12 protein-coding genes are annotated in these 14,603 nt (G+C 68.6%); 4 read left to right on the plus strand and 8 right to left on the minus strand.

From position 1 onward, the window contains the following. Window positions 1–3: 3 nt before the first annotated feature. The 7 genes from ACZ562_RS19985 to ACZ562_RS20015 form a co-directional block, all read right to left on the minus strand. The gene (locus tag ACZ562_RS19985) at window positions 4–336 is read right to left on the minus strand and encodes a putative quinol monooxygenase (protein WP_471180633.1); all 333 of its coding nucleotides are present in this window, start codon (window positions 334–336) and stop codon (window positions 4–6) included. An 86-nt stretch (window positions 337–422) separates the two neighbouring features. Beyond that, a complete protein-coding gene (locus tag ACZ562_RS19990) occupies window positions 423–1,502 on the minus strand; it encodes an ABC transporter ATP-binding protein (protein WP_471180636.1) in 1,080 nt (359 codons plus the stop codon). Between the two features lies 1 nt (window position 1,503). Beyond that, on the minus strand, window positions 1,504–2,592 hold the full coding sequence (locus ACZ562_RS19995; protein ID WP_471180639.1) for an ABC transporter ATP-binding protein: 1,089 nt from the start codon (window positions 2,590–2,592) through the stop codon (window positions 1,504–1,506). Next, the gene (locus ACZ562_RS20000; protein WP_471180641.1) at window positions 2,589–3,434 is read right to left on the minus strand and encodes a carbohydrate ABC transporter permease; all 846 of its coding nucleotides are present in this window, start codon (window positions 3,432–3,434) and stop codon (window positions 2,589–2,591) included. Before ACZ562_RS20000 ends, ACZ562_RS19995 begins: the two co-directional genes overlap by 4 nt. After that, window positions 3,431–4,309 (minus strand): carbohydrate ABC transporter permease, encoded by an 879-nt coding sequence (locus ACZ562_RS20005; protein WP_471180644.1) that lies wholly within the window; start codon window positions 4,307–4,309, stop codon window positions 3,431–3,433. Before ACZ562_RS20005 ends, ACZ562_RS20000 begins: the two co-directional genes overlap by 4 nt. A gap of 82 nt (window positions 4,310–4,391) precedes the next feature. Continuing rightward, window positions 4,392–5,993 carry an extracellular solute-binding protein gene (locus ACZ562_RS20010; RefSeq protein ID WP_471180646.1) on the minus strand — a complete coding sequence of 534 codons (1,602 nt, stop codon included), beginning with the start codon at window positions 5,991–5,993 and terminating at the stop codon, window positions 4,392–4,394. A 20-nt stretch (window positions 5,994–6,013) separates the two neighbouring features. Next, window positions 6,014–7,039 carry an NAD(P)-dependent alcohol dehydrogenase gene (locus tag ACZ562_RS20015; RefSeq protein WP_471180648.1) on the minus strand — a complete coding sequence of 342 codons (1,026 nt, stop codon included), beginning with the start codon at window positions 7,037–7,039 and terminating at the stop codon, window positions 6,014–6,016. 294 nt (window positions 7,040–7,333) lie between these two features. On the opposite strand from ACZ562_RS20015, the gene ACZ562_RS20020 reads away from it, so the two are divergent. Next, window positions 7,334–9,004 carry a sigma-54-dependent Fis family transcriptional regulator gene (locus ACZ562_RS20020; protein WP_471180651.1) on the plus strand — a complete coding sequence of 557 codons (1,671 nt, stop codon included), beginning with the start codon at window positions 7,334–7,336 and terminating at the stop codon, window positions 9,002–9,004. 325 nt (window positions 9,005–9,329) lie between these two features. Beyond that, window positions 9,330–11,756 (plus strand): SpoIIE family protein phosphatase, encoded by a 2,427-nt coding sequence (locus ACZ562_RS20025; RefSeq protein WP_471180653.1) that lies wholly within the window; start codon window positions 9,330–9,332, stop codon window positions 11,754–11,756. A gap of 13 nt (window positions 11,757–11,769) precedes the next feature. Here ACZ562_RS20025 and ACZ562_RS20030 read toward each other — a convergent pair whose 3' ends face one another. Continuing rightward, on the minus strand, window positions 11,770–12,969 hold the full coding sequence (locus ACZ562_RS20030) for a PucR family transcriptional regulator (protein WP_471180655.1): 1,200 nt from the start codon (window positions 12,967–12,969) through the stop codon (window positions 11,770–11,772). Window positions 12,970–13,126: 157 nt separating this feature from the next. On the opposite strand from ACZ562_RS20030, the gene ACZ562_RS20035 reads away from it, so the two are divergent. Both ACZ562_RS20035 and ACZ562_RS20040 read left to right on the plus strand, forming a co-directional pair. Then, entirely contained in the window at window positions 13,127–13,783 is a 657-nt protein-coding gene (locus ACZ562_RS20035; RefSeq protein WP_471180657.1) for a carboxymuconolactone decarboxylase family protein, read from the plus strand. After that, the gene (locus ACZ562_RS20040; RefSeq protein ID WP_471180660.1) at window positions 13,780–14,589 is read left to right on the plus strand and encodes an SDR family NAD(P)-dependent oxidoreductase; all 810 of its coding nucleotides are present in this window, start codon (window positions 13,780–13,782) and stop codon (window positions 14,587–14,589) included. Before ACZ562_RS20035 ends, ACZ562_RS20040 begins: the two co-directional genes overlap by 4 nt. Window positions 14,590–14,603: the final 14 nt, after the last annotated feature.

The following is a 14,603-nucleotide window of genomic DNA, read 5'->3' on the forward strand; positions in this document are numbered from 1 at the left end:
GGATCACTCCTGCCCGGGGACGGCCATCTCGCCCAGGAGCCCCCAGTCGTCCTGGGGAACGGTCACGTTCACGATGCGCGGCGTCTCGACCAGATGGGGTGGCAGCGTCTGCTGCGCGGCCTTGAAGTGCGCGGACTGCACATGCGTGACTCCGGCCTCGTCGTCGCGGAAGGCTTCGACCAGGACGTACTGCGTCGGGTCCGCAACACTGCGCGACCAGTCGAACCACAGGCAGCCGGGCTCGGCGCGCGTCGCCCGGGTGAAGTCGGCAGTGATCTCGGGCCAGCGGTCGGCGTGTTCGGGGCGGACTCGGAACTTTGCGGTGATGAAGATCATGGGATTCCCTCGCTGATGTCTGTGCGTCGTCTCTGTCGCGTGGGGGCGGCGGAACGGGAACGCCGCCCCCGTCGGCGTAGCGTCTCCTACGACCGGAGTACCAGCCGCCCGTCCGCGTACGGAAGGACCTTGGCACGCGGCAGATGTACCAGGACCGACTCGCCCGCGGGTACCCCCTCCTCCCGCGGCGCCTTCGCCCTGACGAGCTGCCCGGCGACCTCGACCTCGAGTACGCGCTGCGCCCCGTGGTCCCTGACGCCTCGCAGCATGCCGGGGAAGGTGTTGGGGCCGGGGTCCGTGACGACCTTGACGTACTCGGGCCGGACGCCCACCTGGACCTCGGCCGTGCTGTGCGGGATGTCCCAGGCGGCGGACAACGTCCTGCCCCCCAGTACGAAGGGCCCGTCGTTGTGGTCCACGGTCAGGAAGTTCATCGCCGGTGAGCCGATGAAGTAGCCGACGTAGGTGGACGAGGGCGCCTCGAAGAGCTGCTCCGGGGTGCCTTGCTGTACGGCGCGGCCGTCCTTCATCACGAGCAATTCCTGCGCGAAGCTCATCGCCTCGTACTGGTCGTGCGTCACGTAGATCACCGTCGGCCTGAACTGCTCGGTGATCTCACGGATCTTGCGCCGCAGCATGTGCTTCAGCTGCGGATCGATGACGGTGAGCGGCTCGTCCATCAACACGGCCGCCACGTCGTCACGGACCAGGCCGCGGCCGAGTGAGATCAGCTGCTTGTCGTCTGCGGTGAGCCCGCGGGCGGGCTGTCCCAACCGGTCGTGCAGGTCCAGGGCCTCGGCGACCTGCCGGACCTTGGCGTCGATTCTCGTCCTGTCCCAGCGTCGGCACTGCAGCGGGAAGGCGAGGTTGTCGTAGACCGTCATCGACTTGTAGATGACGGGGAACTGGAAGACCTGGGCGATGTTACGAGCCTTCGTGGGCAGGGCGGTGACGTCGGCGCCGTCGAACAGCACCTGTCCCCTGGACGGTGTCACCAGGCCGGACAGGATGTTAAGCAGCGTTGTCTTGCCGCATCCAGAGGGCCCGACCAGAGCGTAGGTCTTGCCGGACTCGAAGGTCAGGTTCAGCGGTTTGAGGGCCCACCGCTCCTCCTCGGCACCCGGCCCGTAGGCGTGCGCGACGTCGACGATGTCCAACTGCGCCATGTCAACGCCCTTCCACTGAAGCGAGATCGTATGAAGGTGTCCGCACGAGCGTCCCCTTTTCGTCGAATGCGAACAGCCGGTCGGGACGGAGCCGCAGTCTGACCAGGTCGCCGAGGGCGACGTCGTGGATACCCTCGATCTGTACGACGAAAGGGCTCTCGCCGACGGCCACGTGGACGAAGGTCTCGGAACCGGAGATCTCCACGAAGGTGACCGCCCCTTCGACCCCGCCGGCGGCCAGGCTGACGTCCGTGGCGCGCAGGCCGAACTGGTAGGCGCCGTCGGGCAGGTCGGCCAGGTGCGCGGAGACGTGCGTGGCCTGGAAGCCGGCCACCGTGACCTGGCCGCCTTCGAGCCGGCCCGCGAAGATGTTCATGGGCGGGTCGTTGATGATGGACGCCACCGTGGTGGTCGCCGGGCGTTCGTAGACGTCCTGCGGGGTGCCGGTCTGCAGGATGCGCCCCTCGTGCATGACGAGCACCACATCCCCGAGCATCATCGCCTCGGCGGGTTCCGTGGTCGTGTAGATGACGATCGTTTCACCCTGGTCCGAGAAGAGGGTCTTGAACTCGTCCCGCAGTTGTTCGCGCAACTTGTAGTCCAGGTTCGCCAGCGGCTCGTCGAGCAGGAGGATGCCGGTGCCGCGCGCCAGGGCACGGGCCATGGCGACGCGCTGCTGCTGGCCGCCGGAGAGCTGGGACGGCTTGCGCTTCTCGAAATCCGTGAGTCCCACACTCGCCAGGCTCTGCCTGACCCGGCGCTCGATCTCCTCCCGTGACAGCCCGGCCCGCTTCAGTGGGAACGCCACGTTGTGGAAGACACTGAGATGCGGGTAGTTGATGAACTGCTGATAGACCATGGCCGTGTCGCGCCGCCACACCGGCGTCTTCAGGAAGTCCGTTCCCGCCCGGGTCAGGGAGCCGGAATCCACCTTCTGCAGTCCGGCCAGGACCCGCAGCAGCGTCGTCTTTCCGGCCATCGTCCGGCCGATGACGGTATGGAGCCGTCCCGGCTGGAAGCTCGCGGTCACGTTCCTGAGGTGGTCGACCCCGTCGACAGTCAGGCACAGATCGGTGGCACTCAGATTCATCGGACGGCTCCCGACAGGTTCCCCTTGGACAGTAGGCGCTCCACCCAGAGGGCGAGCAGGATCAGCGGTGCCACGCCGAAGAGCGCGGCGGCGGACAGCGTCCACCACGGTGGGATGGAGGAGTTGAGGGCGACCACCGCCTGGGGCAGGGTCTGGACCTCGGTGAAGGTCAGCCGGAAGGCGAAGAAGAAGTCGTTCCAGCCGAACACGGCGCAGAACATCGCGGCCACGGTCAGCCCGGGCAGGGAGTTCGGCAGGATCGCCCGCACGAAGGTCTGGAACGGGCCGCAGCCGTCCAGCATCGCCATCTCGTCGATCTCCCGCGGTATGCCGTTGAAGAAGTCCACCATCACCCAGACCGCGATCGGCAGCAGCAGGGCGACCGTCACGATGACCAGGCCGGGGATGCTGTCCAGAAGGCCGCCCCACTGCAGCAGGTAGAAGAAGGGGATCACCAGGACGACCGGCGGCATGATCCGTTGGGAGACGAAGAAGAAGACGATGTCGCTGTTCTTGATGAAGCCCAGCCTGAACCGGTAGCGGGACAGTGCGTAGGCGGCCAGGGACCCCAGGGCCAGGCTGATGGCCGACGCTGCGATGGTGATGATCGCGCTGTTGACGAAGGGGTCGATGACATCGATACCGCCGGCTCCGCCGAAGATGTTGCGCCAGCCGGTGAGGGTGGGCTGGTACTGGGCCCAGGGAAGGTAGGTGGGGCCGCCCTGGACCGCGTTGGCGTCCTTGAAACTGGTCGTCATCGCCCAGAAGAAGGGTCCCGCGACGAAGCAGGCCCACAGTGCGATCACGGTGTATTTGAATACGGGGTAAAGGCGTGACCTCATGAGTCCCCCTTCAGCTTGAAGGCCCTGGTGAGCAGGGCGGCGACGACCGTGAGCGTGACGATCATCAGGACGAGGTAGATCAGTGACATCGCGCCGCTGTATCCGGTCTGCTGGTCCCTGAGCCCCTGGATGTAGAGGTAGTAGCCCGGGGTCTCCGTGGAGGAGCCCGGTCCGCCGGAGGTCAGCACGTAGACGCTGTCGGAGAGCTTGGACGCCTCGATCAGCCGGATGACGACCGCCGCGACCGACACCGGCGCCATCAGCGGGAAGGTCACCTTCCAGAACGTGCGCCAGGTGCCGGCGCCGTCGATCGCCGCCGCCATGAACGGCTCCTTCGGCAGGCTCAGCAGGCCGGCCAGCAGCAGCAGGAACATGAAGGGCGTCCACTGCCAGACCTCGACGGTCATCAGCGCGGCCAGCGCCGGCCCTGACTCGGTGAGCCAGGGAATCCCGGTCAGGCCCAGCATCTCCAGCAGATCGTTCACCGGCCCCAGTGACTCATGGAAGATCGTCTGCCAGATGGCGGCCATCACCACGGGCGTGGTCATCATGGGGACGAGGAACAGCACCCGCCAGAATCTGCGGCCGCGTACGTCGCGCCAGACCAGCAGGGCCATGCCGAACCCGATGACGTACTGGATCAGGACCGTGCCGCCCGCCAGCAGGATCAGCCGGGTGATGGAGGCCCAGAAGCGGCTGTCGTGCAGCGCGGCGGTGTAGTTGGCCCCTCCGATGAAGTCCAACTGAGGGTGGCTGACGTTCCAGCCGGAGAAGCTCACGCGGATGGTGAACAGAAGCGGAAAGATGATGATCAGAAAGAGGGTGAGCAGTCCCGGCAGCAGGAACATGCTCTTGTGCCGGCGCAGGCCGTCCATGGTTCTCCTTGCGGAAGGGGGCGGGAGCCCCCCTGTGGCCGGTTTGCCCGGTCCGGCCACACGGGGGCGTCCTGCGGTCGGATCAGGAGTTGTCCTCGAGCGCGACCACGTTGCGGTAGGCGCTCTGGACCTTGTCCTTGCCGATCTGGTCGGTGATCTTGGACCATTCCTCGGCCACGCCGTCCAGCGCGCCCTGCGGGGACTCCTGGCCCGCCAGGGCCGCGGCGACGCCGTTGGCCAGCGCGGACATGTACTGGTTGACACCGGGAACGCGCAGGTCGAAGACGCGGTTACGGCTCTTCTCCATGCCGGAGAGCGTCTTCACGTAAGACTTGGCGGCCTTGGGGTCCCAGCCCAGCGTCTCCCAGAAGTTCGGGTCGAAGTGGGAGTAGCGGTAGGGGTTCACGCCGAACCGGCCGATGGTCAGGTCGAGGGCGGCGTTGGCCTCGTTGCTGAAGAAGCACAGGTAGTCGAAGGCCATCTGCTGGTGGCTGGAGGCCTTGGCCACGGCGGAGGTCCAGCCCCAGGTGAAGTAGGGGGCCTGGTTCGCCTTCTTGTCCCACGACTTCGTGGTGCGGTTGTAGACCTCCGAGGAGCCCGGCAACGGCGCCGCCTGCACCTTGTTACGGATCCTGCTGTCCGGCTGCTGGGCCTGGATGAAGGCGTCGTCCCAGGAGTAGGACATCAGCGTCTGGCCGCCGCCGAAGGAGAAGATCTCGTCTCCCAGGCCGAAGTTGGCGCCGCCGGGTGCCCAGGTGGACTTGGCGCTGACCATGTCGTCCAGGGCACGGACGAACCCGGGCGTGTTGATCAGCGGCTGCATGGTCTCGACATCGAAGAACACACCGCCCTTGACGTCCGGGTTCTTCACGTACGGCGCCGCCCGGCTGATGAACGCGGAGAAGGTCAGGTCGTCGCGCTTGGTCACCTCGGCACTGCCGTAGTTGCGCTTGCCGTCGCCATCGAAGTCCTTGCCGCTGAAGAACTTGGCGACGTTCTGGTATTCGGCCCAGGTCTTCGGAACTCTCAGCTCCTTGCCCGTGGCCGCCTTGTAGGCCGCCAGCTGCTTGGGGTCGCTCAGCACGTCGGCGCGGACCTTGAGATAGTGGCGGTCCCCGTCCATGGGGTACTGCACGACCTTCCTGTCCCAGGTCGCCACGTCCATGTAGGTACCCGTGACGTCCTTCATGGCGGGAGTTTCCAGATACTTCTTCGGTACCGGCGCGAGGTACGGGGCCATGTCGCCGATCCACAGCGAGGGGTAGAACATCACGTCATAGGCGGGCTGGCCCGCCTGCAGAGGCGTGAGGATCTTCTGGTGCAGTTCACCGAAGGGGACGTTGACCACCTCCACCTTCCCGCCGGTGATCTCCTCGAACTGCTTGGCGTGCAGCTGAGTCGGCTCACCGATGACCGGGACGGCATGGCTGATGATCTTCAGCGTCTGCCCGGAGTAGTCCTTCCGGCTGATCTCCCTGTAGCTGCACGGCCCCGGGACATCCTTGACCTTGGTGTCCGGGTAGTCCTTGCCGTACTTCTTGTAGCTGATCTCCGAGCCGATCTTGAAGAGCGGAGCCTTCTCGTCCGGCTTGTCCTGTGCCTGGTTCGGGGCGGTGCAGGCGGTAGCGGTCAGGGCCGCAAGGGCCGCGACGGCGGCGAACCGCTTGTAGGGTCTCGTACGCATGGAACTGCTCCTTGGACGCATCAGGGGATCAAGATCGCTCGGCCGCGTACGGCGCCGGCGTGCAGGTCGTCGAGCGCCTGCTGGAAGGAGGTGAGGGGGTATCGCTGGGTGTGCAGGGTGACCTTGCCGCGGGCAGCCAGGACCATCAGCTCGGACAGGTCGTTGTAGGACCCCACGAGGTTGCCGATGAAGTTGATCTCCGTGGAGATGACGTCGATCGTCGGAACGTTCAGGTGACCGCCGTAGCCGATGACGTGGTAGTTGCCGTTGCGGCGCAGGCAGGACACACCGGTCTCGACGGCGCCCCCCTCACCGACGAAGTCGAGGACGGCCTCCGCCCCGTGCCCCGCGGTGAGCTCCCGTACGCGTTCGGCTTCGCTTCCGTCCGCGACGAGCGTGTGGTCCGCGCCCAGTTCCTTCGCCAGGGCGAGCGCCTCCGGGCTGCGGTCGATGACGATCATCTCCACCGGCGACAGGGCCCGCAGCACCTGAACGCCGATGTGCCCGAGTCCGCCGGCACCGATGACCACGGCCTTGTCGCCGGGCCGCAGCGCCCGGGCCGCCTTGGCCACGGCGTGGTACGCGGTGAGCCCGGCGTCGGCCAGGGCGGCCACCGAGGCCGGCTCCAGGGACGGGTCGAGGGGCACGACCGAGCGGGCCGTGGTCTTCAGGTACTCGGCGTAGCCCCCGTCGGCGTCGATGCCGGGGAAGGCCGAGTTCATGCAGTGCACGTCGTCGCCGGCCCGGCAGGCGCGGCACAGACCGCAGGTCGCCAGCGGGTGCAGGATCACCGGGTCGCCGACCTTGACGTGGGTGACGGCCTGCCCGACCTCCACGACCCAGCCGGCGTTCTCGTGGCCGATCGTGTACGGCAGAGCGACCCCGCTCTTGTCCTTCCACTGTCCTTCGAGGATGTGCAGATCGGTCCGGCAGACTCCGGCGCCACCGATCTTCACGATCACATCCAGCGGACCGGTGATCTTCGGGTCCGGAACTTCCACGAGCACGGGTGGCTCGTCGTACTCGATGACCTGCACGGCTTTCATCGCGGCTCCCTGCGAGTCGGCGGGTGGGTGGTGCGCCGATTACACCGGCCGCCGCTCGCAGGGCGATGTCTCAGAAACCGTCCGCGTATGTCTCAATGTGATACAGGCCGTAGGCGCGGCGCCGTGGAGCTGGTCCAATCACTGCACCGAGGGACTGTGAAGCGCGCCGTACGGGAGTGTTAAATGCCCCGACATCCATCTGGGAGCTCACTGAGAGCAGCCAGAGAGCTCTACCTTGAAGTCACCAAGGATCCAAGCGCCCGGCCGCTCGTGGTGGCCTCGTGGCACCGCTCGATGGAATACCGGGTGAAGGCGGGCAGCCTTGACGCTCCCTACCTGGACAACCCCAATCTGGACACTCCCCTCGCCAGGGCGGCGCTGCCGATCCTGGAAAGACTGCACGAGCAGCTCGCCGACGACCCGGTGTCCACGATGATCACGGACCGCAGCGGTGTGGTGCTGTCCCGGAAGGTGTCCCACGACGGTCTGACGACGAACCTCAACCGTGTGCATCTGGCGCCGGGCCATGTGTTCGCCGAGCGCTACGTGGGCACCAACGGCATCGGGACCGCCCTGGCCAGCGGCCGCACCGTCATGATCGCCGGCAGGGAGCACTACGTCGAGGCACTGCGGGACTTCCGCTGCGCGGCCGTACCGATCCTGCATCCCACCCGGCGCACTCTGCTGGGAGCCTTCAACCTCACCACCATCCAGCCTGGCTCGGACGGCATGCTGATGGCCTTCGCCCGATCGGTGGCCGCCCAGATCGAGGCCGAGATCGCGGCGATCACCTCGCGGCGCGAGCGGGCCCTGTTCCAGGACTACATGGAGGCGTGCGCCTCGGTGCGCCCAGGGCCCGTGCTGGCCCTCAACCGCGATGTCGTCATGATGAACGAGCAGTTCAGGGCGGCCGTGACGGGGTCCGATCACTACGCGCTGCTCGACCATGCCCGGGAGATCGCCGAGGACGCGTGGTGGGAGGGGACGCGCAGCATCGCCCTGCCGTCCGGACGGGTCGCCGAACTCAGGGTCAGCCGCTGTCGGCGCGAGGACAGCGACGCGGGCGCCGTCTTCCGAGTCCGGCTGATCGGGCGCCCCCAGCCCCGGCCCGCGGCCGCGCCCGCCCGGTCGAACCTGGGACTGGCGGGTTCCTCCCCGCACTGGCTGCGCGCGGTCGCCGACAGCGAAGCGGCGTTCGCGGCCGGGACGTGGCTGCATCTCCTGGGCGAAGCGGGTGTCGGCAAGAAGACGCTGGTCGAGGCCCTGCACCGGGCCCAGGGCGCCGGACGCCGGCTGGAGGTGACGGAACCGCCGCTGTCGGATGCCCCGGCCGCCACCGAGCGCTGGTTGCACGACATCCGAGAGTTGCTTGCCGGGCCCTCGCACGTGCTCGTCCTGCCCGATATCCACCTCCTGAGCGACGACCTGCGGCATCGGCTGGCCGGCCTGTTGACGGACCTGGACGGCACCTCGACCGGGCAACTGGTCATGACCAGCCAGCCGTCGATGGTCGGTACCGACGACCGGCTCGACCGACTCTGCGGCAGCTCGGTGGAGGTGCCGCCCCTGCGCCATCGCCATGGGGACATCGAGCACCTGACGCGGTTCTTCCTGCGCAAGTACCGGCCGAGCGGCGGCGAGAGCGGATTCTCCCCGGATGCGCTGTCCATGCTGCGGCGATGTCCCTGGCCCGAGAACGTCCGGCAGCTCGAGTCGGTGATCCGTGGCCTGGCGCGGCGGCTGCCCGGCCGGATGATCCACGTGGAGGACCTCCCGCCGGAATGCCGGGTGTCCTCGCACAAGGTCCTGACCACCATCGAAGCGCTGGAACGCGACGCCATTCTGCGTGGGTTGCTGGACCGCAACTCCAACGTCCAGCGCACCGCGCAGGACCTCGGGATCTCCCGCGCCACGATGTACCGCAAGATGCGCCGGTACGGGATCGTCCCGTCGACCCTGACCTGACGCCCGCCTCCGGCAGGGTCGGCCGTGCCCGACTCGGAGAGACGCCACCCGCCCCGGGCGGGCAGCCGCGTCTAACGTGGGATGGGTGCGGATCCCCCGTGGGACCCATGTGGGACCGTGCGGGTGATGGCTGCTACGCCGTGCCACGGCGCCCGGCGGAGCGCCGGCCTGACCGGGTTCAATACGGCATGGCATCAGTCCGGCCGGCGTGCCGGGCGTGGGAGCAGAGACCGACCCGCCCGGGGGTCTGCGTGACGCCGGTGCCTGAGCGTGCGAAGAACCTGGCGGGAGAACATCGGTACCCGATGACGAGGTGGTGTCCGAGGTGGAGAAGCGGATTACGGTGCTCAGCGAGAGCGAGGATGATCCGTTCGCTCTGCATCATGCCGCCTCGGCGGTGCTCGACGACGACGGAATCGTGGTCGGCTGGAGCCGGCGCGCCCAGGAGCTGCTCGGCTACCCCAGGTCTGCGGTGATCGGCTGTCCGGCGCTCGACGTCCTGATCGACCCCAGTGACATGACGGCGGCCAAGGGCGCCGTGGCGATGTGCCGGAGAGACGGGGGCTGGTTCGGCGTACTGGCTGTGCGGCACAGCAACGGGCAGCTCGTCGAGATGGGCTTCAGGGCACGCGAGCTCCTGCGCGATGACGGTGTCCGCGAGTGGTTCCTCGTCGGTGCACCCGCGGTGGAGGTCCTGGAGTCGCAAAGGGACCGGGCGGTCCTCGACGGGTTGTTCCGCCGGTGCCCGATCGGTCTGGCCGTCCACAGCCCCCAGATGACGATTCTGCGGGTCAACCGGGCGATCGAACGCTTCACCGGAATGCCGGCCGCCGCATTCCGCGGACTGCCTACGGGCGCGCTGCTGGTCTCCGAGGACGCGCGGGCGTCCGTGCAGCGGGTGCGCCAGGTGATGGAGACCGGAAGATCACTGGTCTCCACCGAGCAGTACGTCCGTCTGGAGCACGATCCGACACGAGTCCGGGCCGCGTCCGTCTCGGCCTTCCGGCTGGAAGATCCCGCCGGCCGGGTCCTGGGAGTGGCCGAGACGGTCGAGGACGTCACCGAACGCCATCGCGCCCGGCTTCGGCTGGCGCTCCTCGACAAGGCCGGTGCCCGCATCGGATCGACGCTCGATGTGGGAGAGACGGCCAGGGAGCTCGCGGATGTGATGGTCCCTCACCTGGCCGACTTCGTGTCGGTGGACGTCTCGCAACCGGTGACCCGCGGCGAGGAGCCGGCACAGACCTTGGCGGTACCCGTCGCACGGGTCGCGGTCCGCGGCGTCGTGGCCCAGCAGCCCGACCTGCCGAACCCGCAAGGGCGGCTGCTGCAGTTCGCACCCGGCACACCGCAGGCCAGATGCCTGGCCGACGGGCGTCCCGTCCTCGAACCGGTCCTTTCGCCCGACTGGTTCTCCGCCGAACCGCGCGAGGGCGAGCCTGCACCGGACCTCTCGGCACATTCCCTGATCGTGGTGCCACTGGTCGCGCGGGGCCTGGTGCTGGGCGTGATGAGCCTGTGGCGAGCGCGGCACCCCGAGCCGTTCGAGGTGGACGATCTCACCCTGGCCCAGGAGCTCGCCTCGCGTGCCGCCGTCAGCATCGACAACGCCCGACGCTTCACCCAGCAGCAGCAGACCGCGTCCACCCTGCAACGCACGCTGCTGCCGAGGACGGTTCCGCACCAGCTGGCCGTCGACGTGGCCCATCGCTACCTCCCGGCCAGCACGGCTCCCGGTCCTGGTGGTGACTGGTTCGACGTCATCCCGCTGTCCGGGGCCAGGGTGGCCCTCGTCGTCGGTGACGTGGCGGGCCACGGGCTGCACGCCGCCGCCACGATGGGCCGCCTGCGCACCGCCGTGCACACCCTCGCCACCCTTGACCTGGAACCGGACGAGGTCCTCTCCCGACTGGACGACCTCGTCAACCTCCTTGCCGCGGAACAGGAGTCAGCCGGCCGGCAACCCGCGGGCGAGCAGGTCGTCGGCGCCACCTGCCTGTACGCCGTCTACGACCCCGTCTCCCGGCAGTGCACCGCGGCGCGCGCAGGGCACCCCCTGCCGGTTGTGACCACACCGAACGGAGAGGCCGGCCTTCTCGACCTGCCCCCGGGCCCGCCGCTCGGCCTTGGCGGCCTGCCCTTCGAGTCCCGAGAGATCGAACTGACCGAGGGCAGTCTGCTCACGCTCTACACCAACGGGCTCATCGGGGGAGCACACACTGACATCGACGCGGGTCTGCAGCGGCTGTGCACCGCGCTCACACGTCCCGCGGACCCCTTGGAGCAGACGTGCCAGGCAGTCGTCGAACACCTCGTACCCGCACAGCCGGCTGACGACATCGCCCTGCTCATCGCGCGCACTCGGGTACTGCCACCGGATAACGTCGCCTCCTGGCAACTCCCGCTCGAGCCGACCGCCCCCGCCCGAGCCAGAGCGCTCACCACCGCCCAGCTCGCCGAATGGGGGCTGGAACACATGGAGTTCACCACCGAACTGATCGCCAGTGAGCTGGTCACCAACGCCTACCGCTACGGCAGCGGCCCCGTGACCCTGCGGCTGATCCGTGAACGATCTCTCGTCTGCGAGGTCGGCGACGCCAGCCACACCGCGCCCCACCTGCGTCGCGCCCGCACCACGGACGAGGGCGGGCGCGGTCTGTTCCTGGTGGCTCAGCTGACCGAGCGCTGGGGCACCCGCTACACCCGCGAGGGCAAGACCGTCTGGACCGAGCAGCCGCTCCTGGGGCCTTGAGCCTGTGTGGATGTCAGGTGGATCGAGGTGACCCCGCCGGGCCGTCGAACGGGGAGACGGCAGGGCGCAGGTCACGCGCCGCCAGCGCCCAGCTGATCTCCACCGTCGTATCCGCTGAGTCGAGGCGGGCGCCGGTCAGTTCCTCGAAGCGCCGCAGACGGTAGCGGACTGTGTTGACGTGTATGTGCAGGCTCCGCGCGACGTCGGCGATGCGCCGCCCTGTCTCCAGGTACAGCCGCACCGACTCCTCGACCAGCGTGCCGAACTCGCCTTCCGCCTCAAGCGGCCGCAGATAGCGGGCACGGAGCATTCCGGAGAGTTCCGGCTCGGCGACGACCGCCACTCGCCAGGACAGATCGCCCAGGTCGTACACGCCGGTGAGGCCGTAGGCACCTGCCGCGTCGAGCAGGCGGCCGGCGGTCCGGAAGGACCGGTGGACCTCGCCCAGTTCCGTGGGCGGGCCGAGCCCAGCGGTCACCTCCAGCCCACCGATGACGGGTCTGGTCTGCACGACTCCCGCGATCGTCTCGTCCAGCACCGCGAGCATCGCGGTGCGGCCGTGCGCACGGCACCGCGTCTCCAGCGGCCGCTCCAGCCGGCCAACGCCGAGGCCGCCTCCCGGCACGGCTCTGAAGGCCTGGTAGCGCTGCTGAGGATCCAGTCCGTAGATCGCGGCACCGCTGTGGATCTCCACCGCGCTGAGCGTCCCGTAGAGCAGGCCACGTACGAAGTCCGCGCGACGACGGGCGTCGAACAGGGCCGCGGAGATCTCTGCCTGACGATGGACCGAGGCGATCTGCAGACTCTCGCTGTCGGCGAGCTCCCACAGGGCCCTGGCGCGCTCGACGGTCAGCACCGGGTCGAGTCCATGCCGGGTCGCTTCCGAGAGGAACAGATCCCGTATCGCTCCCAGCGCCCCTCTGAAGGCGCGCAGGCCGTCGCCCAGGGGCACGCCTCGGGCCGCACGGTCCCGGGTGACGTCCGCCTCGTCGATGTGCTCGGGCGCGGGCACCCGGCCCTCGCGCAGCACGGTGAGGGCACGTGTGAAGTGCCGGGTCCACACCTCCTCGATCAGCTCGGGGGGTACGGCGCGGTAGGACGGAATGCGGTCGGCCAGGCTCGTGCGCAGTCGGTCGCCGACCTCGCCCCGTTTGGCGCGCATGCCGCCGATCACCGCCTCCAGTGCCTCTTCGGCGTACTCCGGTCCGGCCATGGACCCTCATCCCTGACGCGTACGGGTGTTGTAGGAGCGCACAGAATTCCCCCCGTCAGCGTTTGCCGATGAGCCATCGACAGTGACCCCGCCAGACACGCACAGTGACGTGACCACCGGGAACGGCCGTGCCACAGCTGACAATTTGGAGGTTGCCATGACGACGGCAGACGACATACCGCGCGGCGATGCCGCCGGGGCTGGCCCCCGCCTCACCCCGCTGGCGGAGGACCGCTGGGACGCACGGATCCGGCAGCTGCTCGCCCTGGTCCCGCGGGATCCCGGAGGCCAGGTTCCCAATATCTTCACCACTCTCGTACGCCATCCCGAACTCTACGAGCACTTCATGCCGTTCGGCGGTTATCTGCTGCGCAGCGGCCGGCTGCCGGGCCGGGTTCGTGAACTGCTGATCCTGCGTACCGCCTGTCACACAGGGTCCACGTACGAATGGGGGCGTCACGTCCCGCTGGCGAAAGCGGCCGGTGTCACCGAGGCCGAGATCGCGCGCGTTCCCCACGGACCGGACGCCGACGGATGGGCGGAGCCCGAACGCCATCTGCTGCGCGCAGCCGATGAGCTCCACCGCGAGGCACGGCTCTCCAGGGCCACCTGGAAGGCCCTCGCGGCGGACCACGAGGATGCCGGCCTGATCGAAATCACCATGCTCGTGGGCCAGTACCACATGGTGGCGTTCTTCTTGAACTCGGCCGGCACACAACTCGATCCGGGTTTCGGCCCAGCGGCGTTTCCCGCAGCGACCGAAGGCCCCATGGGGTCCACCCCCGCAGCCTCCGCCGAGGGGAGGCGGTCATGAGCGGCGCAACGGAGCCGGAAATCACGGCGGCTCGCCGCCTGGCCGACCGCAGGGTGCTGGTCATCGGCGCGGGCACCCGGCCCAGCGACGACCTGGAGGCTCCAGAAGGCAACGGCCGGGCCATTGCCGTCCTCGCCGCACGTGAAGGCGCGTCGGTCGCGTGCGCCGACATATCCGCCGAAGCGGCCGCGGCCACCGCCGAACTCGTCCGCGCGGAGGGCGCCGACGCCATCACCGTCGTGGGTGATGCCACCGACCCGGCACAGTCCTCCGCGATGGTCGCCGAGGCGCGCCGCCGCCTCGACGGCCTGGACGCCATCGTGGTCAACGTCGGAGTAGGCCTCGGCGCCGGACTGGCGAGCACCTCGCCCCGGGACTGGGAAGACGTGATGGCACTCAACCTGCGTGCTCCTTTCCTGGCGGCGAGGCACGGCCTGCCCGAACTCGCCGACGGCGGCGCGATCGTCCTGATCGGCTCGGTCGCCGGACTCCGTGCCGCCACCAACTCCCCTGCATACGACAGTTCCAAGGCGGCACTGTTCGGTCTCGTCCGTCATGTCGCCAAGGAAGGCGCACCACGCGCCATCCGCGCCAACCTCGTCGTCCCCGGCCTGATCGACACTCCGATGGGCCGAAGCGCCTCCGCGGGGCGGGGCTCGAGGACCGCCTCGTTCGAGCGAATCCCGCTCGGCCGCCAGGGCACGGCGTGGGAGGTGGCCGAGGCCGTCACCTTCCTGCTCTCCGATCGAGCCTCCTACATCACGGGGCAGAGCCTGGTGGTGGACGGTGGGCTGAGCGCGGTCTGAGACCGGGAAGAGGG

Source organism: Streptomyces sp. NPDC040410 (assembly GCF_055595715.1).

Bases quoted from the DNA above. Each gene is read 5' to 3' on its own strand.
- ACZ562_RS20035 (WP_471180657.1), top strand. From the start codon at position 13,127: ATGACGACGGCAGACGACATACCGCGCGGCGATGCCGCCGGGGCTGGC.
- ACZ562_RS20005 (WP_471180644.1), bottom strand. From the start codon at position 4,309: ATGGACGGCCTGCGCCGGCACAAGAGCATGTTCCTGCTGCCGGGACTG.
- ACZ562_RS20030 (WP_471180655.1), bottom strand. From the start codon at position 12,969: ATGGCCGGACCGGAGTACGCCGAAGAGGCACTGGAGGCGGTGATCGGC.
- ACZ562_RS20040 (WP_471180660.1), top strand. From the start codon at position 13,780: ATGAGCGGCGCAACGGAGCCGGAAATCACGGCGGCTCGCCGCCTGGCC.
- ACZ562_RS20015 (WP_471180648.1), bottom strand. From the start codon at position 7,039: ATGAAAGCCGTGCAGGTCATCGAGTACGACGAGCCACCCGTGCTCGTG.
- ACZ562_RS20000 (WP_471180641.1), bottom strand. From the start codon at position 3,434: ATGAGGTCACGCCTTTACCCCGTATTCAAATACACCGTGATCGCACTG.
- ACZ562_RS19995 (WP_471180639.1), bottom strand. From the start codon at position 2,592: ATGAATCTGAGTGCCACCGATCTGTGCCTGACTGTCGACGGGGTCGAC.
- ACZ562_RS20010 (WP_471180646.1), bottom strand. From the start codon at position 5,993: ATGCGTACGAGACCCTACAAGCGGTTCGCCGCCGTCGCGGCCCTTGCG.
- ACZ562_RS19990 (WP_471180636.1), bottom strand. From the start codon at position 1,502: ATGGCGCAGTTGGACATCGTCGACGTCGCGCACGCCTACGGGCCGGGT.
- ACZ562_RS20020 (WP_471180651.1), top strand. From the start codon at position 7,334: ATGGAATACCGGGTGAAGGCGGGCAGCCTTGACGCTCCCTACCTGGAC.
- ACZ562_RS19985 (WP_471180633.1), bottom strand. From the start codon at position 336: ATGATCTTCATCACCGCAAAGTTCCGAGTCCGCCCCGAACACGCCGAC.